The 19,485-nt window shown below is 72.0% G+C and carries 14 protein-coding genes, 3 tRNA genes and 2 pseudogenes; 7 read left to right on the top strand and 12 right to left on the bottom strand.

Features of this window, described 5'->3' with window-relative positions; translation table 11 throughout:
• Positions 1 to 52: 52 nt before the first annotated feature.
• The 3 genes from DRB89_RS00240 to DRB89_RS00230 all read right to left on the bottom strand — a co-directional run bounded on the left by DRB89_RS00240 (position 53) and on the right by DRB89_RS00230 (position 2,437).
• Positions 53 to 1,150, bottom strand: a complete 1,098-nt coding sequence (locus DRB89_RS00240) for an AAA family ATPase (RefSeq protein ID WP_112446320.1) — start codon at positions 1,148 to 1,150, stop codon at positions 53 to 55.
• Positions 1,147 to 2,040, bottom strand: coding sequence for a bifunctional DNA primase/polymerase (locus tag DRB89_RS00235; protein ID WP_112446321.1), 894 nt, complete (start codon positions 2,038 to 2,040; stop codon positions 1,147 to 1,149). The genes DRB89_RS00240 and DRB89_RS00235 overlap by 4 nt, the downstream gene beginning before the upstream one ends.
• A 199-nt stretch (positions 2,041 to 2,239) precedes the next feature.
• Positions 2,240 to 2,437, bottom strand: coding sequence for a hypothetical protein (locus DRB89_RS00230; protein WP_112453122.1), 198 nt, complete (start codon positions 2,435 to 2,437; stop codon positions 2,240 to 2,242).
• 106 nt (positions 2,438 to 2,543) lie between these two features.
• Here DRB89_RS00230 and DRB89_RS00225 point away from each other — a divergent pair, with 106 nt between their 5' ends.
• The gene (locus DRB89_RS00225; RefSeq protein ID WP_162688418.1) at positions 2,544 to 3,230 is read left to right on the top strand and encodes a helix-turn-helix transcriptional regulator; all 687 of its coding nucleotides are present in this window, start codon (positions 2,544 to 2,546) and stop codon (positions 3,228 to 3,230) included.
• Here DRB89_RS00225 and DRB89_RS44055 read toward each other — a convergent pair.
• The 4 genes from DRB89_RS44055 to DRB89_RS00195 all read right to left on the bottom strand — a co-directional run bounded on the left by DRB89_RS44055 (position 3,185) and on the right by DRB89_RS00195 (position 5,057).
• Positions 3,185 to 4,405 carry a hypothetical protein gene (locus DRB89_RS44055; RefSeq protein ID WP_239515948.1) on the bottom strand — a complete coding sequence of 407 codons (1,221 nt, stop codon included), beginning with the start codon at positions 4,403 to 4,405 and terminating at the stop codon, positions 3,185 to 3,187. The two genes, DRB89_RS00225 and DRB89_RS44055, sit on opposite strands and share 46 nt — an antisense overlap.
• Positions 4,406 to 4,644: 239 nt before the next feature.
• Positions 4,645 to 4,718 (bottom strand) — tRNA-Ile (locus tag DRB89_RS00205).
• Between the two features lie 188 nt (positions 4,719 to 4,906).
• Positions 4,907 to 4,979: transfer RNA gene (locus tag DRB89_RS00200), tRNA-Asn, on the bottom strand.
• A gap of 5 nt (positions 4,980 to 4,984) precedes the next feature.
• A tRNA-Asn gene (locus DRB89_RS00195) sits at positions 4,985 to 5,057 on the bottom strand.
• A 145-nt stretch (positions 5,058 to 5,202) separates the two neighbouring features.
• Between DRB89_RS00195 and DRB89_RS00190 the strand changes: the two genes are divergently transcribed.
• Positions 5,203 to 5,511: a YtxH domain-containing protein gene (locus DRB89_RS00190; protein ID WP_162688417.1), complete on the top strand. Its 309-nt coding sequence runs from the start codon at positions 5,203 to 5,205 to the stop codon at positions 5,509 to 5,511.
• 106 nt (positions 5,512 to 5,617) lie between these two features.
• Positions 5,618 to 7,057, top strand: coding sequence for an FGGY family carbohydrate kinase (locus tag DRB89_RS00185; protein ID WP_112446324.1), 1,440 nt, complete (start codon positions 5,618 to 5,620; stop codon positions 7,055 to 7,057).
• Positions 7,058 to 7,110: 53 nt separating this feature from the next.
• On the opposite strand, the gene DRB89_RS00180 is transcribed toward DRB89_RS00185, so the two are convergent.
• Positions 7,111 to 7,476, bottom strand: coding sequence for a hypothetical protein (locus DRB89_RS00180; RefSeq protein WP_112446325.1), 366 nt, complete (start codon positions 7,474 to 7,476; stop codon positions 7,111 to 7,113).
• A gap of 217 nt (positions 7,477 to 7,693) precedes the next feature.
• Here DRB89_RS00180 and DRB89_RS00175 point away from each other — a divergent pair, with 217 nt between their 5' ends.
• Complete coding sequence (locus DRB89_RS00175; RefSeq protein ID WP_112453123.1) at positions 7,694 to 9,427, top strand: ABC transporter ATP-binding protein; 1,734 nt, start codon at positions 7,694 to 7,696, stop codon at positions 9,425 to 9,427.
• On the top strand, positions 9,424 to 11,361 hold the full coding sequence (locus DRB89_RS00170) for an ABC transporter ATP-binding protein (RefSeq protein WP_112446326.1): 1,938 nt from the start codon (positions 9,424 to 9,426) through the stop codon (positions 11,359 to 11,361). Before DRB89_RS00175 ends, DRB89_RS00170 begins: the two co-directional genes overlap by 4 nt.
• A 67-nt stretch (positions 11,362 to 11,428) precedes the next feature.
• Here DRB89_RS00170 and DRB89_RS00165 read toward each other — a convergent pair.
• From DRB89_RS00165 to DRB89_RS00145, 4 genes and pseudogenes are all read right to left on the bottom strand, one after another.
• Positions 11,429 to 12,547: pseudogene (locus DRB89_RS00165) on the bottom strand (RNA polymerase sigma factor); the annotation flags it as partial.
• Between the two features lie 585 nt (positions 12,548 to 13,132).
• Complete coding sequence (locus DRB89_RS00155; protein ID WP_112446327.1) at positions 13,133 to 15,268, bottom strand: molybdopterin oxidoreductase family protein; 2,136 nt, start codon at positions 15,266 to 15,268, stop codon at positions 13,133 to 13,135.
• 68 nt (positions 15,269 to 15,336) lie between these two features.
• Positions 15,337 to 16,170 (bottom strand): glucose 1-dehydrogenase, encoded by an 834-nt coding sequence (locus tag DRB89_RS00150; protein WP_112446328.1) that lies wholly within the window; start codon positions 16,168 to 16,170, stop codon positions 15,337 to 15,339.
• Between the two features lie 15 nt (positions 16,171 to 16,185).
• Entirely contained in the window at positions 16,186 to 16,833 is a 648-nt protein-coding gene (locus DRB89_RS00145; RefSeq protein ID WP_239516714.1) for an ElyC/SanA/YdcF family protein, read from the bottom strand.
• A gap of 300 nt (positions 16,834 to 17,133) precedes the next feature.
• On the opposite strand from DRB89_RS00145, the pseudogene DRB89_RS00140 reads away from it, so the two are divergent.
• Together DRB89_RS00140 and DRB89_RS00135 are read left to right on the top strand one after the other, a co-directional pair.
• Positions 17,134 to 18,011, top strand: a pseudogene (locus DRB89_RS00140) (sirohydrochlorin chelatase).
• 66 nt (positions 18,012 to 18,077) lie between these two features.
• The gene (locus tag DRB89_RS00135) at positions 18,078 to 19,400 is read left to right on the top strand and encodes a deoxyguanosinetriphosphate triphosphohydrolase (protein ID WP_112446331.1); all 1,323 of its coding nucleotides are present in this window, start codon (positions 18,078 to 18,080) and stop codon (positions 19,398 to 19,400) included.
• Positions 19,401 to 19,485: the final 85 nt, after the last annotated feature.

Here is a 19,485-nt window from a genome sequence, read left to right as displayed (position 1 = left end):
GGGCCACCGTGGCCGGGGAAGTGGTCGGCCACGGTGGGACACGGTCGTACGGTCAGTCGGTGGAATCGGTAAACGGGCGCTTCGACTCGTGAAGCTGCGCGTTTCGGGCGCCGGGCGTGACGCTCACGTACCCCTCGTCGACAAGCAGGGCGAGCGCTCGGCGTACGGCATCCTGCTTGCCGGACACACGGTCGAGGACACCGCGCACGCTGAGCGGCTCCCTCGCGGTGGCGAGAGCGTCTGACACCCGCTTCATGAGCGCCGTCGGCCGGAACGGCCCGTCACGCTGCACGGGCGCCGGCAGACTCACGAGCGCCGAGCCGTCGAGCTGGGACTCGACGATGAAGTCGGCGAACCAGTGAAGCGCCCCGTTGCTGCCCGGCAGAGCGTTCTTGCGGACCTGTCCGGGGCGGTCCTTGGCAACGCGTACACGGGATTTGCCCGTCTGCCCGGGGGCAAGGGGCGTGATGTTCTCCAGTACGAAGGCGCACCCGTTGAGTCCGGAGAGCTTGTGCTGCGAGCCGGTCGCCCAGCGGCCCCGGCTCTCGCGGTCCTTGTTGACGTGGTCGAGCAGCAGCACGGCCGGGCCCTGCTCGGCGAGCCATCGGGGCAGGATGCGCCAGAAGCCGGCGACGTCCGTGTCGTCCTTCGGCTTGAGACCAAAGAGGCCCATCGCTTCGGTGACGCCATCGATGACGGCGAAGGTGGTCGGGCTGGTGAGGTAGGGGGCCAGAGCGGCGCGGCCTGCGTCGCCGAGCGGCCCGTCGGGGCGGAAGTAGTGGAAGCGTTCGGCGATGGCGGCGGCCGGGGCTCCGAGGGCGAGCAGGCGCGAGACGATGCCGCCTTCCTCGTCCTCGAAGTCGAGGTACATCACGGCGTTTCCGAGGGCGAGTTCGGCGGTCGCTACGGTGAGTGCAAGCCATGTCTTCATGGCTTCGGGCTCGGCGAAGATGCTGTGCAGGCGACCGGGGTAGAAGAGACCGGCGCCGTCGTCACGGCGGCCGATGGTCGGCTGCGGCGCGCTGTGGGTGCCGTCGAGCACGGGGCCGAGGTCGACGCGCTGCCATGTGGTGCGGTCGGTCATGGCGGCCTCGCTCGGTTGGGCCGGGACGGCAGCGAGAATGCGCTCACGCGCGGTCGGGGCGGTCATACGGCGGCCCCTCGCGGGTGGTGCATTCCCGAGCGCAGGCCCGAGGTGATGGTCTTCTCCGTTTCCGTCGGGCCGAGGCCGTTGGCTGCTGCCGCGGCGAGCAGCTCGTCGACGATCTCGGCGGGGGTGAGGTCACCGCGGCCGGCGAGTGTGCCGAGCTTGAACGCGGCCCGGTGCAGGGTGTCGTTCCGGGTTCCGGGGGCGGCCGTGCGGACGGCGTCGGCCTCGGCGCGCAGCGCGGCGGCGGCGTACCCCGGGCGGGTGGTGCGCGGCGGGGTCAGCGGCAGCACTACCGCGTGCACTGGCTCGGGCGTCGCCGGGGCGGCGAGCTCGCCGAGCCAATCGGGCAAGGCGAGGACCTCGGCGTCGAGGCCGGTCAGCCATCGGTACGGGGCGCCGTTCGCGGTTGAGGGCGGGGCGACGACGTACCCTCCGACCGCACGTACGTCGATCTTCCACCCGAGGCGGCCGGCGCTGTTGCGGATCTCGCCGTCGACCGGCGCCCGGTAGTAGAGGTGCTGGCCGCCCGATGCGGTGCGAACCGCCGGGGTGGTGCCGAACGGCCACCGAGCCCCGTGGCGGGCATGCAGCTCGGCGAGAACATCGGCGCCGTCGGTGATCCCGGGCAGGGTCCACTCGTCAGGCGGGGTGTCGCCCTTGGCCGTGTCGAGGTCGACCACGACGAGACCGGAGGGACCGCAGGCGATGCCGACGCCATACGGTCCGTGCGACCACGCCCGTACGATCGCGTCCTTCTCGGTCGTGGCCCGCTGCTGCCACTCCTTCACGGCGGGCCGCTTGTCGTCGGGGCGGAGGGGAAATACGTGCATGCCGTGGCTGGCGAGGTCGAGCACCTGCTCGACCCGCCGTGCCGTGTCGGTCTCGTTCATCGGGCGGCCCCGGACCGGCGTCCGGTGGGCAGGTACGGCAACGAGCGACGCGCGCGCTCAGTAGCCTGGAACATGAAGCTTCCTTACTGGCGGCGCAAGGTGGTGAGAGACCTCGCGCTCGCCGTGACTGTTCAGAGCTGGGCAGTGCTGAGGGGCTTCGGGGCCTCGGCTCGGTGTTAGCGCACCGGCCGGGGCCCGCCTATTCCGGCTGAACGCCGAGGAGTTCGAGCAGTTCGGCCGTGACCACGCGGTAGGCGCTACCCAGACGCAGCGTCCGTACGGGCATCTCGCCGCGCTGGGCCAGTTGGTAGAACTTGCTCCGCCCCAGGCCAAGCGCGCGACCTGCCGTTACGAGGTCGACCGCGGGCGGGAGAGCCAGGAGATCCGATCGGGTCATGCTGGACTGTGTCACTGAGTCACTACCTCTTCGGTTTTGGTGACAGGTGAGCACAGAATGCACCTCAATGCTGGACAGTGTCAATCAACTTGAATACTGTGCTTCCATGACACAAGAGGAATGGCCTGCTCGACTGGCCCGCACGATGGCCACTGAGGTCCGGCGCTTCCGCCAAGTACGCGGAATGAGCGCGCAGCAGCTCGCGGACCGCTGCGCCGAACTCGGCATGCCCATCGCGCGATCCGTGCTGGCCAACTTCGAGAGCGGTCGGCGACCGACCCTTTCCGTTGCCGAACTCATGGTCATCTCGCAAGCCCTGCGCGTACCGCCCGTCGCGCTGGTCGTCCCCGTGGGATACGAGGAGACCGTCGAGCCACTTCCAGGAGTCCAGGCGCACGCCTTCGAGGCAGCTCAGTGGATCACTGGCGAGGCGGCGGGCAGGACCGGTGCCGACTGGGCCGTCACTGATCAAGACGCCGACGACTTCGAAGACACGCCATATGGGATGTTCCGATACCGCGAGCATGCGCAGGCCATCGCCACACTGCTGCGACATCAGCAGATCGCGGACGAGGACAGGAAACGGGCCGCGCGAGTGGCCGACAGCGACGCGGAGCTACGTGACGCACTTCTCCGCGCCGCGGAGGCCACGGACGCCGCCCTAGAAGGAATCGTTGAGCGCCTTGAAGAGATCAGGGCAGTCCTACGCGAAGACGGGCTGATGCCCCCTCCGCTCCCTCGATGGGTTCACCATCGCTTCCCATACGACCCAGCAGTCAAGGAGGCAGATTGAAAGGCCACGTGTTCAAGCGGTGCCAGTGCCCGGCGCAGTACGACGCCAAGGGCCGGCGCAAGAACTGCAAGAAGGCACACGGTTCCTGGTACTACGCCGCCGACACCGGGATCGAGAGGGACGGCAAGCGGCAGCAGCTCAAGAAGGGCGGGTTCGCCACGGCCGATGAGGCCGAGCGCGAGCTGAGCACGGTCCTCGCCCGGATCAGTGAGGGCAGCTACACCCACGACGACGGGCAGACCGTCGAGCAGTGGCTCAAGAAGTGGATGGAGCTCAAGGAGCGGGCGGGCCGGCGCCCGACGACGCTCCGCTCGTACCGGCACCACATCGACGACTACCTCGTGCCGCACCTCGGCCGCATACGCCTGCGCGACCTGCGGCCCTCGCACGTCGACAAGCTGCTCGCCGAGGTCAACGACGGGAAGCGGAAGACGGCGACCGTTCGCCGCATTCACGCGACGCTGCGCAGCGCCCTGACGACCGCGGTGAAGCAGCAGCTCATCACCTTCAACATGGCGAAGAACGTCGAGCTGCCAACCTCTCAGCGCCCCAAGGTCATCCCGTGGGAGCCGGCCGAGCTCGGCGCCTTCCTCGACCACATCGGCACGCACCGCCTCGGCGCCCTCTTCGAGGTGATCGCCGGAACGGGCCTGCGCCGCGGTGAGGCGTGCGGGCTCCGATGGGACGACGTCGACTTCGCCCGGCGGGTGATCGTCGTGCGGCAGCAGATCGTGCAGGTGTCCGGGCTCAAGAAGCGGGACATGCCGCCCGTGGCGTGTCCGTACTGCGAAGGGGGACACATCGGTCTGATGTTCTCCCGGCCCAAGACGGCGAGCGGCGAAGATCGGATCATCGACCTCGACGAGCTGACCGTCGGTGCGCTCCTGAGTCACAAGCTGCGGCAGGAGGACGAGCGCCGCAAGTGGAAGTTGGCGTACCGGGACCACGGGCTCGTGTTCGCCCATGACGACGGCGACGCCCTGCGCCCGGATCACGTCTCCAAGCTCTTCGGCGGCCTGATCGACGCCGTCCGGTTCGAGGACGACGCGCACCTGCCCGCCGGGGAGCGCCGGCGGCTGCGGCGGGTACGGCTGCACGACCTGCGGCACGGACAGGCGTCGCTGATGCTCGCCGCCGGGGTCGACATGGCGATCGTGTCGAAGCGCCTCGGGCACTCCACGGTGACGATCACCACGGACCTGTATTCGCACCTGCTGGGTGGAGTCGGGCGCGACGCCGCCGAGAAGGCCGCCTCACTCGTGCCGCGCCGTCGCCGCGATCAGCCCGAGACGGCCGACCCGCGTTCCCAGGTGGTTCCCAGCCAAAGGCTTGAGCTCAGCTCGCCTGATGGCGCGACAGACCCCGGAAACGCCAAAGCCGCAGGTGAGATCGTTTCTTCACCTGCGGCTCGCAGTGGGGCGGGTGGGACTCGAACCCACGGCCGACGGATTATGAGTCCGCTGCTCTAACCGGCTGAGCTACCGCCCCTTCACGGCGTGGCGCGTACATGTGTGCGCGCCGTCTGCCGCAGCATAGCCGCTCATACGATCTCCTGCCTCGGATGCCTCGCATGATCGGCTTCGCCTGCCCAGAGAGACCGCGCCGGGCGCTGGCCGGTTCCGCACGCAGGGCAATAAAAAGAAAAAGGACCCACACGGGGTCCTCGTTCTCTCTTGCTCCCCCGACTGGACTCGAACCAGTAACCTGCCGATTAACAGTCGGCTGCTCTGCCAATTGAGCTACAGGGGACCGCGCTCCCCCGACTGGACTCGAACCAGTAACCTGCCGATTAACAGTCGGCTGCTCTGCCAATTGAGCTACAGGGGATTGCTGCGTTGCACCGAACAGCCCACCTCCGGCCTGGCCGGGGGGCGAGTGCCCGTTGCGAGTCATAGATTAGCGCAAGCAGGGGGGTGCTCCGCCAATCGGTATCGCCAGCGGGCCGGGCACCACACGACGAAGGGTGGCAGGCATGCGGTACAAGGTCACGTTCGCGGTCGGACTGGCCCTCGGGTACGTGCTCGGAACCCGGGCCGGGCGCGAGCGTTATGAACAGTTGAAGAAGTCCGCGCGCGAGCTCGCGCAGAACCCCGCCGTGCGCAACGCCGCCGAAAGCGCCGGTCAGAGCGGGCGCGAGTTCGCCGGCAAGGCCTTCGCCGCGGTGAGCGACAAGGTCGGCGACGCCGTGCCGGACGCCCTGGCCGGGCGGGTACGGGGCCTGCGCGCCCGGGTCGGCGGCGGCGGCTCGGGCGAGGACGACTGGGGCACCAGCAACACCTGACGGTTCACCCGGACGCCGCCGCGGCCGGTCGCCGCGCGGGACCCGCGAGGGCTCCGCGCGGTCCGGGGCGGACGAGTTCGCTCAGACGTGCGGCAGAATTCTCCGCATGGGGATAGTCGCCGGGCTGGACAGCTCTTCCACCTTCACTCGCATCGTCGTCTGCGACACCGAGACGGGCGCCGTGCTGCGCCAGGGGTACGCCCCCCATCCGCAGCCCACCGGCGAGGCCCTGCCTCACGAGACGGATCCACAGGCTTGGCTGCTCTCGCTCGGCGAGGCCGCCGGCGGCGGGCTCCTCGAAGGGGTGCAGGCCATCGGCGTCTCCGCCCAGCAGCACGGCCTGCTGCCGCTGGACGCGCAGGGCGCCCTGGTGCGCCCCGCTCTGGTCGGCAACGACAAGCGCGGCCAGGTCGCCGCCGCCGACCTGATCGAGTCGCTCGGCGGCCGGCAGGCCTGGTCCGAGGCCGTCGGCTCCGTCCCCCATTCGGCACAGCCGCTGGCGAAGCTCGCCTGGCTGGCCCGCGCCGAGCCGGACGCGGCCCGGCGGATCGCCGTACTGATGTCCCCGCACGACTGGCTCGTGTGGCAGCTGCTGGGCCGCCCGGCCCGGCGGACCACCGACCGGGGCGGCGCCTCCGGCACCGGCTACTGGTCGGCGGCCACCGGCACCTACCGCCCCGACCTGGTCGAGCTCGCGCTCGGGCACCGGGCGCTGCTGCCCGAGGTGCTCGGCCCGGCCGACGCCGCCGGCACCACCCCCGAGGGGCTGCTGATCTCCGCCGGGACCGGCGAGACCATGGCCGCCGCGCTCGGGCTGGGCATGGGCCCGGGCGACGCGGTGGTCTCGCTCGGCGCGTCCGGGTCGGTGATGGCGGTGCACCGCGAGGCGCTGTCGGAGCCGGGCGGGCTGATCACCTCGCTCGCCGACGCCACCGGCATGCACCTGCCGGTGGTCAACACCTCCAACGCGGTACGGGCCCTGCGCGGCACCGCCGAGCTGCTGGGCACCGATCTGGAGGGGCTGAGCACGCTCTCCCTGAAGTCGACCCCGGGCGCGCACGGACTCGTACTCCTGCCGTACCTGGAGGGCGAGCGGACGCCGAACCTGCCGCACACCGCCGGAACCCTGTCCGGGCTGCGGCGCGACTCCATGAAGCCGGAACACCTGGCGCGGGCCGCCTTCGAGGGCATGCTCTGCGGACTGGTGGACGCCCTCGACGTGCTGCGCAGCCGCGGGGTGGAGATCCGCCGGGTGTTCCTGCTCGGCGCGGCGGCCGAGCTGCCCGCCGTACAGGCCTTCGCGCCGGGGCTGTTCGGCACGCAGATCGTCGTACCGGCGCCGGCGGACTACGCGGCGCTGGGCGCTGCCCGGCAGGCGGCGTGGGCGCTCGGCGTGGCACAGGGCACACTCGCTGCGCACACCCCGCCGGTGTGGCCGGCGCCGGCGGCCCAGGTCTTCGAGCCGGACGAGGAGTACCCGGCCTGGCAGGGCGTGCGCCAGCAGTACATCGCGACCCGGGAGCAGATCCACCCCGGAGCGTTCTGAGCGGTCTCGGGGAAGCGGCGCCGGCCGCCGGCCCACCGGCGCGTTTCGGGAGATCAGCCCAACCGGGCCTTCACGTGGTCGACCACCGCCCGGAACTCCTCCGTCGGCGAGAAGTCGAGGTACTCGGTGTCCTCAAGGGCCTCCGGGGCGTGTCCGGGCGCCCAGTAGCAGGCCTCCCCGGCCGAGTAGACCGTGTCCCCGTCCTTCGTGTGCATCTTGATCTTGCCCTTGAGCACATAGGCATAGTGCGGGCACGTGCACAGGTCGTCCGGCAGGCCCTTGAACGCCGGGGTCATGTCCACGCCCTTGTCGAACCGTCCGAACGCGACGGTGTAGCCTCCGCCGATCTCCTGCAGGCGCAGCTCGGCGCCGTTGCCCTCGAAGGCGACGGGGGTCTGCTCCCGTGTGGTTGCCGTCATGGGTCCCTCCACAGCCGGTCCGTCCCGAGAACCCCCCGTCTCCCATGCTCCTCCCGATGCTCGCGGTCGGCGCGGCCGGCGGGGGTCCTGGGGCTCGGGACGCCGGGGAACGGACGTACTCCTTTTGACCGGGCTTTGCGAAAAGCGGTGGGGATCGGGCCACGGGGTGGCCGAAGATGGGGTGAACCCCCTCGATCATGCCGACCGGAGCCTGCGCGTGCTCATACGACTTCTGCGGACCCACCTCGGTCCGTACCGGAAACCGATCGCCGTGCTGGTCCTGCTGCAGCTGCTGCAGACCAGCGCGAGCCTCTACCTGCCCACGCTGAACGCCGACATCATCGACAACGGTGTCGTCAACGGCGACACGGGCTACATCCTGCGCTTCGGCGCGCTGATGCTCGGCGTCTCGCTGGTCCAGCTCGTCTGCAACGTCGGCGCCGTCTACTTCGGCGCCCGCACCGCGGCGGCCCTCGGCCGCGACGTCCGCGCCGCCGTCTTCGACCGCGTGCAGAGCTTCTCGGCGCGCGAGCTCGGCCACTTCGGCGCCCCGTCGCTGATCACCCGTACGACCAACGACGTGCAGCAGATCCAGATGCTCGTGCTGATGACCTTCACCCTGATGGTCTCGGCTCCGATCATGTGCGTCGGCGGCATCTTCATGGCGCTGTCGCTGGACGTGAAGCTGTCGGGCGTACTGCTCGCGGTGGTTCCCGTGCTCGGTCTGTCGGTCGGCGCGATCGTCCTGAAGACGCGTCCGCTGTTCCGCGCTATGCAGACGCGCCTGGACACCGTGAACCGGGTCCTGCGCGAGCAGATCACCGGCAACCGGGTGATCCGCGCCTTCGTCCGCGACGACTACGAGAAGGAGCGTTTCCGCGAGGCCAACGCCGACCTCACCGGCGTCTCGCTGGCCGCCGGCAAGCTGCTCGCGCTGATGTTCCCGACCGTCATAGTCGTCGTGAACATCTCCAGCGTCGCCGTCATCTGGTTCGGCGCGATGCGCATCGACAGCGGCGGCATGGAGATCGGCCAGCTGACGGCCTTCCTCGCCTACCTGATGCAGATCGTCATGGCCGTGATGATGGCCACCTTCATGTTCATGATGGTGCCGCGCGCCGAAGTCTGCGCCGAGCGCGTCCAGGAGGTCCTGGACACCGACTCCAGCGTGGTCCCGCCCGCCGAGCCCGTCCTCGAGCTCGACCGCCACGGCCGCCTCGAACTGCGCGGCGCCGACTTCCGCTACCCGGGCGCCGAGGCCCCGGTCCTGCGCGGGGTGGACCTGGTGGCCCGCCCCGGCGAGACCACCGCGGTGATCGGCTCCACCGGCAGCGGCAAGTCCACGCTGCTGGGCCTGGTCCCCCGGCTGTTCGACGCGACCGGCGGCGAGGTGCTCGTCGACGGCGAGGACGTGCGCGGCCTCGACCCGGACCTGCTCGCCAGGACGGTCGGCATGGTCCCGCAGAAGCCGTACCTGTTCTCCGGGACGGTCGCCACCAACCTGCGCTACGGGCGGCCGGACGCCACCGACGAAGAGCTGTGGCACGCGCTGGAGGTGGCGCAGGCCAAGGGCTTCGTGTCCGAGCTGGAGGGCGGGCTCGACGCGCCCATCGCCCAGGGCGGCACCAATGTCTCCGGCGGACAGCGCCAGCGGCTCGCGATCGCGCGCACGCTCGTGCAGCGCCCGGAGATCTACCTGTTCGACGACTCCTTCTCGGCCCTGGACTACGCGACGGACGCGGCGCTGCGCGCGGCGCTCGCCCGCGAGACCGAGGACGCGACCGTGGTCATCGTCGCCCAGCGGGTCTCCACGATCCGCGACGCCGACCGGATCATCGTCCTCGACGAGGGGCAGGTGGTGGGCGAGGGGCGCCACCACGAGCTGATGGCCGGCAACGAGACCTACCGGGAGATCGTGCTCTCCCAGCTGACGGAGGCGGAGGCCGCATGAGCGGGCCCGGAGGACGGATGATGATGGGTCCGCCCACGACGCGGACCATGGACTTCAAGGGCTCGGGCAACCGGCTGCTGCGCGAGCTGGCGCGCGACCGGGCCAAGCTGTGGGGCATGGTCCTGGCGGTGGTGGCCAGTGTCGCCGCCTCGGTGACCGGTCCGAAGATCCTCGGCAAGGCCACCGACCTCGTGTTCGCGGGGATCGTCGGCCGGGAGGCCGGGCAGGAGATGCCGCCCGGCGCCACCAAGGAGCAGGCCCTGGCGGCGATGCGCGCCAAGGGTCAGGGCGGGATGGCGGACATGCTGTCCGGCACCGCCTTCACCCCGGGCAAGGGCATCGACTTCGGCGCGGTCGGGGCGGTGGCTCTGTGGGCGCTGGGCGTCTTCACGCTCGCCGGCCTGCTGATGCTGGTGGCCACCCGGCTGTCGAACCACATCATGAACGCCGCCGTGTACCGGATGCGCGAGCAGTTGCAGGCGAAGCTGTCGCGGCTGCCGCTGTCGTACTTCGACCAGCAGAAGCGCGGCGAGGTGCTGAGCCGGGCCACGAACGACATCGACAACATCGGGCAGACGCTCCAGCAGACGATGGGCCAGCTGCTCAACTCGATCCTGACGATCGTCGGCGTGCTGGCGATGATGTTCTGGATCTCTCCGCTGCTGGCGCTGGTCGCACTGGTGACCATCCCGGTCTCGGCGTACGTCGCCGCGAAGATCGGCAAGAAGTCGCAGCCGCAGTTCGTGGCGCAGTGGAAGTCCACCGGCGCCCTGAACGCGCACGTCGAGGAGATGTACTCGGGCCACACGCTGGTCAAGGTCTTCGGCCGGCAGAAGGAGTCCGCGGCCCTGTTCGCCGAGCAGAACGAGGCGCTGTACAGGGCCTCGTTCAAGGCGCAGCTGGTCAGCGGGATCATGCAGCCGGTGATGCTGTTCATCTCGAACATCAACTACGTGCTCGTCGCGGTCGTCGGCGGCCTGCGGGTGGCCTCGGGCACCCTGTCGATCGGTGACGTCCAGGCGTTCATCCAGTACTCGCGCCAGTTCTCGATGCCGCTGACGCAGGTCGCCTCCATGGCGAACCTGGTGCAGTCCGGTGTCGCGTCGGCGGAGCGGGTCTACGAGCTGCTGGACGCGCCCGAGCAGGAGCCGGACGCCGAGGTTCCGGAGCGTCCGGAGACCCTGCTCGGGCAGGTCACCTTCGACAAGGTCGCCTTCCGCTACGAGCCGGACAAGCCGCTGATCGAGAACCTCTCGCTCAGCGTCGACCCCGGCCAGACGGTCGCGATCGTCGGCCCGACCGGCGCCGGCAAGACCACGCTGGTCAACCTGCTCATGCGGTTCTACGAGGTCACGGGCGGCGAGATCGGCCTCGACGGGGTGGACATCGCGAAGATGACCCGCGAGGAACTGCGCGGCGGCATCGGCATGGTGCTCCAGGACACCTGGCTGTTCGGCGGCACCATCGCGGAGAACATCGCCTACGGCGCCTCGCGCGAGGTCACGCGCGCCGAGATCGAGGAGGCCGCGCGGGCGGCGCACGCGGACCGGTTCGTCCGCACCCTGCCCGACGGCTACGACACGGTGCTGGACGACGAGGGCGCGGGCGTCAGCGCGGGCGAGAAGCAGCTGATCACCATCGCGCGGGCGTTCCTGTCCGACCCGGTGATCCTGGTCCTCGACGAGGCGACGAGCTCGGTGGACACCCGCACCGAGGTGCTGATCCAGAAGGCGATGGCGCGCCTCGCGCACGGCCGGACGTCCTTCGTGATCGCGCACCGGCTGTCCACGATCCGCGACGCCGACCTGATCCTGGTGATGGAGAGCGGCTCGATCGTGGAGCAGGGCACGCACGAGGAGCTGCTGTCCTCGGACGGCGCGTACGCGCGGCTGTACGCGGCGCAGTTCGCGCAGGCGGTGGCGGAGGTCGACTAGACGACGACCTGGGGCCCGGCGCGGCCGGTGTCGGGAGGGGCGCCCTTCGGGGCGCCCCTTCCCGTGCTCAGTCCAGATATCCGCGCAGCTGGTCGGCGAAGGCGTGGTCGCGCAGCTTGTTCAGCGTCTTGGACTCGATCTGCCGGATCCGCTCGCGGGTCACCCCGAAGATCCGCCCGATCTCCTCGAGGGTGCGCGGCCGCCCGTCGGCGAGCCCGTAGCGCAGCTGTACGACCTTGCGCTCCCGCTCCCCGAGGGTGGAGAGCACCGCTTCCAGGTGCTCGCGGAGCAGGAAGAACGCGGCCGACTCCACGGGCGAGGCGGCGTCGCCGTCCTCGATGAGGTCGCCGAGCGCGACGTCGTCCTCCTCGCCCACGGGTGCGTGCAGCGAGACCGGCTCCTGCGCGAGGCGCAGCACCTCCAGGACCCGCTCGGGGGTCAACTCCAGGTGGACGGCGACCTCTTCGGCGGTGGGCTCGTACCCGCGCTCCTGGAGCATGCGGCGCTGGACGCGGACGACGCGGTTGATCAGCTCGACGACGTGGACGGGTACGCGGATGGTCCGGGCCTGGTCGGCCAGCGCCCTGGACATCGCCTGGCGGATCCACCAGGTGGCGTAGGTGGAGAACTTGTAGCCGCGGGCGTAGTCGAACTTCTCGACGGCCCGGATCAGTCCGAGGTTCCCCTCCTGGACCAGGTCGAGCATGGTCAGTCCGCGGCCGACGTAGCGCTTGGCGACGGAGACGACGAGCCGCAGGTTCGACTCGATGAGGCGGCGCTTGGCCATGCGCCCCATGACGACGAGCTTGTCCAGGTCGAGCGTGAGCTGCAGGTCGAGCACGGCGCCGCTGGCGAGCTTCTCCTCCGCGAAGAGCCCCGCCTCCACGCGCCGCGCGAGCTCGACTTCCTCGACGGCGGTGAGCAGCGGGATCCTGCCTATCTCGCGCAGGTACTGCCGGAAGAGGTCGGCGGACGGACCGGCCCCGGCGGAGCCTTCGCCGGCGCGCTTGCGCTGCGTGGGCACGTGCTCGACCCGCTCCGGAGCCTCGGGCTCCTCCTCCTCGTCCACGGCGTCGGCCTCGGCCTCGGGCTCTTCGGCCGCGGCCGCTTCGGCGTCGGCTGCGGCGCCTCCGGGCGGACTGACGCTGACGGTCAAGCTCTGGGTCTGCACGGGGGCGACCTCCACAGGGCTCCGAGGACGGGGGCACCGGATCTCAGTGTGGCGTACGGCACATCGCTGCCACGAGGGGCGTGCGAGCACTTTCTGAGTCCGGCGCGTGACCCATGGTTACCCCCTGACGAGAACCCCGATGCGGATCGGACGCATGTCCGACTGGTGCCGGCGCTGCGCGCGGACGCTGCGTCCGGTGGGGGGTCGCGACGTACGGCAGCAGGCGATCTTCGACCCCTCCCTGAAGCACTGGCCGCGCGCCTACCGGGCCGGCGATCCGGTCTTCGCGGATCCCGCGCGGACGGCCGCCTGGGCGGCGGCCCGGCGAGCCGGGCGACCTCGGCTGCGGGGCCGTGGTCCTGGCCGCCTCGCCCGCGCTCTCGCCGGCCTGGAAACTGCTGTGGATCATCAGCGACGCGCATCCGCAGGGCAAGGACCTCTACGACGCCGTCCTGCTCGCCTGAACGCCGGCTCGATCCCGGGCACGGAATGGCCGCACTTCGAGACGGAGTACCCGCACCTGGCCCGGGCCGGCGAGGCAGCCTTCGTCGAGCGCCTGGTCGAGGCGCTCGCGCCCACCTTCGCGGCGGGCGGGCATGCCTAGACCGGCTCCACCCGGACCGCGCAGACCTTGAACTCCGGCATCCGGGAGGTGGGGTCCAGCGCCGGGTTGGTCAGGGTGTTGGCGCGGCCCTCGCCCGGCCAGTGGAAGGGCATGAAGACCGTGTCCGCCCGGATGGTGTCCGTGATCCGGGCCGGGGCGACCGCGCGGCCGCGCCGGGAGGTGACGGCCAGGAGGGCCCCGTCGACGGCGCCGAGGCGCGCCGCGAGGCGGGGGTGGAGTTCCACGAAGGGGCCGGGGGCGGCTTCGTTGAGCTCCGCCACCCGGCGGGTCTGCGCGCCCGACTGGTACTGGGCGACCACCCGGCCGGTGGTGAGCAGCAGCGGGTACTGCGCGTCCGGCATCTCGGCGGCGTCGCGGTGGGTGACGGGCACGAAGCGGGCCCGTCCGTCCTCGGTGGCGAACCGGTCGAGGAAGAGGCGCGGGGTGCCGGGGTGGGGCTCCCCCGGGGCTCCCTGCCCGGCCCCGGAGTCCGCCGGGCAGGGCCAGAAGACGCCCTGCTCGGCCTCGATGCGGGCGTACGTGATGCCCGAGTAGTCCGCCGGGCCGCCCGCCGAGGCGCGGCGCAGCTCTTCGAAGACCTCCTCGGGCGCGGTCGGGAAGGCCTTCGGCATGCCCAGCCGGGACGCCAGGCCGTGCAGGACCTCCAGGTCGGAGCGGACGCCCGGCGGCGGGGTCAGCGCCCGGCGGCGGAGCAGGACCCTGCCCTCCAGATTGGTGGTGGTGCCGGTCTCCTCCGCCCACTGGGTGACCGGGAGGACCACGTCCGCCAGGGCGGCCGTCTCGGACAGGACCACGTCCGCGACCGCGAGGAAGTCCAGGGAGCGGATGCGCTCCTCGACGTGGGCGGCGCGGGGGGCCGACACCACCGGGTTGGAGCCCATCAGGAGCAGGGCCTTCACCTCGGAGCCCAAGGCGTCGAGGAGTTCGTAGGCGCTGCGGCCCGGGCCGGGGAGCGCGTCGGGGTCGATGCCCCAGACGCCGGCGACGTGCGCCCGCGCCGCGGGGTCGGTGAGCTTGCGGTAGCCGGGGAGCTGGTCGGCCTTCTGGCCGTGCTCGCGGCCGCCCTGGCCGTTGCCCTGGCCGGTGAGGCATCCGTAGCCGGAGAGCGGGCGGCCGGCCCGGCCGGTGGCCAGGCACAGGTTGATCCAGGCGCCGACGGTGTCGGTGCCCTTGGAGTGCTGCTCGGGTCCGCGCGCGGTGAGCACCATGGCGGAGGAGGGCTCGCAGAACAGGGCGACCGCTTCGCGGAGCTTGGGCACCGGCACGCCGGTGATGCGCTCGACCAGCTCCGGCCAGTGCGCCATGGCGGCCGCTCGGGCCTCTTCCCAGCCGGTGGTGCGCCCGGCGATGAACTCCTCGTCCGTGTGCCCCCCGGCCACCACCAGGTGGAGCAGGCCGAGCGCCAGCGCCAGGTCCGTGCCGGGGCGCGGGGCCAGGTGCAGGTCGGCCTGTTCGGCGGTCCGCGTGCGGCGCGGGTCCACCACGATCAGCGTGCCGCCGTTCTCCCTGAGTTCCCGGAAGAAGCGCAGGGCGGGCGGCATGGTCTCGGCGGGGTTGGAGCCGACGAGGATGACGCAGCCGGTCCGGGGGATGTCCTCCAGCGGGAAGGGCAGCCCCCGGTCGAGCCCGAAGGCCCGCTGGTGCGCGGCGGCGGCCGAGGACATGCAGAACCGGCCGTTGTAGTCGATCTGCGAGGTCCCCAGCGCGACCCGGGCGAACTTCCCGAGGGCGTACGCCTTCTCGTTCGTCAGCCCGCCTCCGCCGAACACCCCGACCGCGTCCGCCCCGGACGACCGCCGGGTGCGGGCGAGGCCCTCGGCGACGGCGTCGAGGGCCTCCTCCCAGGTGGCCGGTTCCAGCTGCCCGGCGTGGGTGCGGACGAGCGGCTGGGTCAGGCGCACCCGGGAGGAGAGCACGGCGGGAGCGGTGCGGCCCTTGCCGCACAGCGCGCCCCGGTTCACGGGGAAGTCCGCGCGCTCCTCCACCACCACGCCCGCTCCGCCCGGTTCGGGGCGGAGGTTCATCCCGCACTGCAGGGCGCAGTACGGGCAGTGCGTGGCGGTGACGGCGGAGGAGGCGGTGTCTGCCGGTGCGGCTCCCGGAGTGTGCATGCGGTTCACGATGCGACGCGGGTGTTACGCGGACCGCCACCCCCGGTTACGCCTCTTGTACGAGCCCCTCAGCGCGGGCCCTGCCGGCCGGTGAGGTACTGGACGGTCAGGCCTGCCGTCCAGCCGCCGTCCACCGCGAGCTCGGCGCCGGTCATGTATCCGGCGGCGTCCGAGAGGAGGAAGGCGATCGCGGCGGCGATCTCCTCGGGGAGGCCGACGCGGCCGAGGGGGGTGCCCGGGTAGTTGCCCTCGCCGGCCCGGATGCCGATCGGGGCGGTCATCGGGGTCAGCGTCATGCCGGGGTGCACGGAGTTGACGCGGATCCCGGCCTCGGCGAGCTCGACCGCGCCGATCTTCGACAGGCCGCGCACGCCCCACTTCGAGGCGCCGTATCCGGCGGTCAGCGCGAGGCCGGTGAGGCCGGCGGCGGAGGAGATGTTGACGATCGAGCCGCCGCCGTTCGCGCGCAGCAGCGGGATCGCGGTCTTGATGCCGATGAAGACGCCGACCAAATTGATCTCGACGACCCTGCGGAAGTGCTCGACGCTCTCGTGTTCCAGGAACTGGCCGGTGGAGATCCCGGCGTTGTTGACCAGGCCGTCGATCCGGCCGAACTCGGCGACCGCGTGGCCCAGCGCCGCCTCCCAGTCGGATTCGCTGGTCACGTCGTGCCGCACGAAGCGCGCGGCGCCGCCGAGCTTCGCGGCCGTCTCCGCGCCCTCCGCCTCCAGGACGTCGGTGATCAGCACCCTGCCCCCGCCGTCCACGACGGCCTGCGCGGCCGCCGCGCCGAGGCCTCGGGCCCCACCGGTGACGACGACGACCTTGCCGCTCAGATCCACAACAGCCACGGTTCCACACCCCTGCCGAACGAGACGGATCGCTATATGACTAATCGGCATATGCCGACAGCGGCGTCAGTCTGTCAGAGCGGCCAGGGCCCGCGACACCCCCTCCTCCTTCGGCCCCAGGAACCGCGGCTCCGGCTTGAAGACCGCGTCCAGCGCCGCCTTTCCCGACGCGAAGACCTCGCGCGCGCCGCCGTAGTACCAGGTCGCGTCGTGCACCTCGGCCACCCCGACCCCGTACGCGTCCACGCCCGCGGCCCGGCACAGCGCGACCGCCCGGCGGATGTGGAAGTCCTGGCTGACCAGCACCGCCCGGCGCACCCCGAAGATCTCCCGGGCCCGGACGCAGGAGTCCCACGAGTCGAAGCCGGCGTAGTCGCTGACGATCCGGGCGTCCGGCACCCCGTGCCCCGTCAGGTACGCCCGCATCGCGTCGGGCTCGTCGTATTCGGTGCGGCTGTTGTCGCCGGTGACGAGGACGACCTTGACCCGGCCGGCCCGATAGAGCTCGGCGGCGGCGTCGAGGCGGCTCGCGAGGTAGGGGGTCGGCCGGCCGTTCCACAGCCCGGCCCCGAAGACCACCGCCACCTCGGCGGCGGGCGCGTCCGCGGTGGTGCGCAGCCGCGGACCGGCCGCCGCGTGCGTCCACGCCGAGGGCAGCAGCGCCAGCGCGCAGAGCGCCATGACCGCCTGCACGGCCCGCCGCCGGGCCGGCATGCCCCGCAGCGCCGCCCGCAGGCCCCGTACCGCCGCGGGCAGGCCCCGGACCGCCCCGGGCAGCGTCCTTGCCGCCCCGAGCAGGCCCCGTACCGCTGTGCGCATCCTTACCCCCTGGTTGGTCCCGTCGACTACGGACGCGTGTACGGTCCCGGCGGTTTCCCCGGCGGTTTCCCCGGGGGCTCCCCCGCCGCGGGCGCGGGCGGCCACACCCCGCCGTCCACCCCCCTGTGAGCAGGTGGAAAACACCCGTCACCCCGGCGCAACGCGTCGGCAACCTGCGGCGCGCAGGATCGGTCCATGACGGAGCCGGCGCACCCTCCCGAGTCCCTGCCCCTCCCGCTTCCGCCCGCCACCACGGCGGAGTTGCTGCACCGGATCACCGCCCAGCTCGGCACCCAGCTGAGCGGTCTGCGCCCCCGACACCACGGAGTCCCCCCATGCAGCCCACCCTCGTCGCCGTGGCCCACGGCAGCCGCGACCCGCGCGCACCGCGCGCCGTCGAAGCCCTCCTCGAACGGGTCCGCGAGCTCCGTCCCCGCCTCGACGTCCGGCTCGGCCACATCGAGCTGAACCACCCCCTGCTGGACCGCGCCCTCGAACGGACCGCCGGGTCCGCCGTCCTGGTGCCGCTGCTGCTGGGGCGCGGCACCCACGTCAAGCGGGACCTGCCGGCCGCCGCCGCCCGCGCCGGACACCTGCGGACCGAGGTCGCCGCCCCGCTCGGACCGCACCCGCTGCTCGTCGAGGCGCTGTACGAGCGGCTGCTGGAGGCCGGCTGGAGCGCCGGTTCCGCGGTGGTGCTGGCCTGCGCCGGATCCCGCGACCCCGACTCCGCCGCCGACGCCCGGACCACCGCCGCGCTGCTCGGCGAACGGCTCGGCGGGGTGCCCGTCGTCCCGGCCTACGCCTCGGCCGCCGCGCCCAGCGTGCCCGACGCCGTGCGGGCGCTGGCCGCGCGGGGCCACCGGGTCGCGGTCGCCTCGTACTTCACCGCGCCCGGCCGCTTCGCCGCGCAGAGCGCCGCCGCCGCGCCGGGCCCGGCCGCGGCACCGCTCGGGGACCATCCGGCACTGGCCCGGCTGGTGCTGCAGCGCTACGACGAGGCCCTCCTCGCACGGCACGGCGGGCAGCACGGCGGGCAGCACGGGGAGCGGCTGGAACTGGCCACCGTCTGAGGGGCGTGTTGCTCGGATTGCTCGGATTGTCTCGTCTTGTCGGCAGGTCCGGTTACCGTTCTGGGCATGGAAGGCTTGGAAGGCACCACCGCGTCCGCTCGTCCGCCCTACGATCCCGCCGACACCGAGCGCTGGGCGACCGAGCCCGACAAACGGCCAGGCCGGACCGCGTTCCAGCGCGACCGCGCCCGCGTGCTGCACTCCGCCTCCCTGCGCCGGCTCGCCGGGAAGACCCAGGTCGTCACCCCCGGCACGCGTTCCTACGACTGGGACGCCAGCCCCCGCACCCGCCTGACCCACTCCCTGGAGTGCGCCCAGGTCGGCCGCGAGCTGGGCGCCGCGCTGGGCTGCGATCCCGATCTCGTCGAGGCGGCCTGCCTCTCGCACGACATGGGCCACCCGCCCTTCGGCCACAACGGCGAGGAGGCGCTCAACGAGTTCGCCAAGGACTGCGGCGGCTTCGAGGGCAACGCCCAGTCGCTGCGCCTGCTGACCCGGCTGGAGCCCAAGCGGTTCGTCCCCGATCCGGGGAGCGGCGAGCTGGTGAGCGTCGGCCTGAACCTGACCCGGGCCTGCCTGGACGCGGCCACCAAGTACCCCTGGGCGCGCGGGGACCACCCGACCGAACCGGACTCGGTGAAGTTCGGCGCGTACGAGGACGACCTGCCGGTCTTCGAGTGGCTGCGCCGCGGCGCGCCCGCCGACCGCAAGTGCTTCGAGGCGCAGGTCATGGACTGGTCGGACGACGTGGCGTACTCCGTCCACGACTTCGAGGACGGCCTGCACGCCGGCCACCTCGACCCGAACCTGCTGTTCGCCGAGCCGGAGCGCACCGCGATCTGGCGGGTCGCCATCGGCCGCTACGTGCCCTCCGACACCGAGCCGGAGGAACTGCGCGAGGCGCTGGACCGGTTGATGGGCGAGGAGTGGTGGCCGCACGGGTACGACGGCTCGGCCGTGGCCCAGGCCCGCCTGAAGGACGCCACCAGCCAGCTGATCGGCCGCTTCTGCCTGGCCGCCGAGGGGGCGACCCGACAGGCGTACGGAACCGGCCGGCTGACCCGGTACGCGGCGGAGCTGGTGGTTCCGCGCGAAGCGCGCAACGAGTGCGCCGTGCTGAAGGCGGTCGCCGACCTGTACGTGATGCAGCGCGACGAGCAGGAGCGCATCCGAGCCGATCAGCGCGTGGTCCTGGCCGAGCTCGCGGAGGCCCTGAGCGCCCGCGCGCCCGAGGGGCTGGACCCGCAGTTCCGGGCGATCTTCGACGCGGCGCCGGACGACCGGGCCCGCAAACGCGCGGTCGTCGACCAGATCGCGGCGCTCACGGACGCCTCCGCGCGCTCCCTGCACGCCCGCCTCACGCTGCGCACCCGACGCGCCGAAGGGTGAGCCGATCGGGCCACTCCCCCTTCACGGGGCACGCTCAGTGCGGGACGCTCGCATGTGGTCGCATGTGGCGGAGAGGTTATGAGGA

This window comes from Streptomyces sp. ICC4 (assembly GCF_003287915.1).
Taxonomy (GTDB): domain Bacteria; phylum Actinomycetota; class Actinomycetes; order Streptomycetales; family Streptomycetaceae; genus Streptomyces; species Streptomyces tritrimontium.
This window is presented reverse-complemented; position numbering and strand designations above follow the sequence as displayed.

Excerpts from the sequence above, each read along its gene's own strand:
- DRB89_RS00240 (WP_112446320.1), bottom strand. The coding sequence starts at position 1,150 with ATGACCGCCCCGACCGCGCGTGAGCGCATTCTCGCTGCCGTCCCGGCC.
- DRB89_RS00235 (WP_112446321.1), bottom strand. The coding sequence starts at position 2,040 with ATGAACGAGACCGACACGGCACGGCGGGTCGAGCAGGTGCTCGACCTC.
- DRB89_RS00230 (WP_112453122.1), bottom strand. The coding sequence starts at position 2,437 with ATGACCCGATCGGATCTCCTGGCTCTCCCGCCCGCGGTCGACCTCGTA.
- DRB89_RS00225 (WP_162688418.1), top strand. The coding sequence starts at position 2,544 with ATGACACAAGAGGAATGGCCTGCTCGACTGGCCCGCACGATGGCCACT.
- DRB89_RS00190 (WP_162688417.1), top strand. The coding sequence starts at position 5,203 with ATGCGGTACAAGGTCACGTTCGCGGTCGGACTGGCCCTCGGGTACGTG.
- DRB89_RS00185 (WP_112446324.1), top strand. The coding sequence starts at position 5,618 with ATGGGGATAGTCGCCGGGCTGGACAGCTCTTCCACCTTCACTCGCATC.
- DRB89_RS00180 (WP_112446325.1), bottom strand. The coding sequence starts at position 7,476 with ATGACGGCAACCACACGGGAGCAGACCCCCGTCGCCTTCGAGGGCAAC.
- DRB89_RS00170 (WP_112446326.1), top strand. The coding sequence starts at position 9,424 with ATGAGCGGGCCCGGAGGACGGATGATGATGGGTCCGCCCACGACGCGG.
- DRB89_RS00155 (WP_112446327.1), bottom strand. The coding sequence starts at position 15,268 with ATGCACACTCCGGGAGCCGCACCGGCAGACACCGCCTCCTCCGCCGTC.
- DRB89_RS00150 (WP_112446328.1), bottom strand. The coding sequence starts at position 16,170 with ATGCCGATTAGTCATATAGCGATCCGTCTCGTTCGGCAGGGGTGTGGA.
- DRB89_RS00145 (WP_239516714.1), bottom strand. The coding sequence starts at position 16,833 with ATGCCGGCCCGGCGGCGGGCCGTGCAGGCGGTCATGGCGCTCTGCGCG.
- DRB89_RS00135 (WP_112446331.1), top strand. The coding sequence starts at position 18,078 with ATGGAAGGCTTGGAAGGCACCACCGCGTCCGCTCGTCCGCCCTACGAT.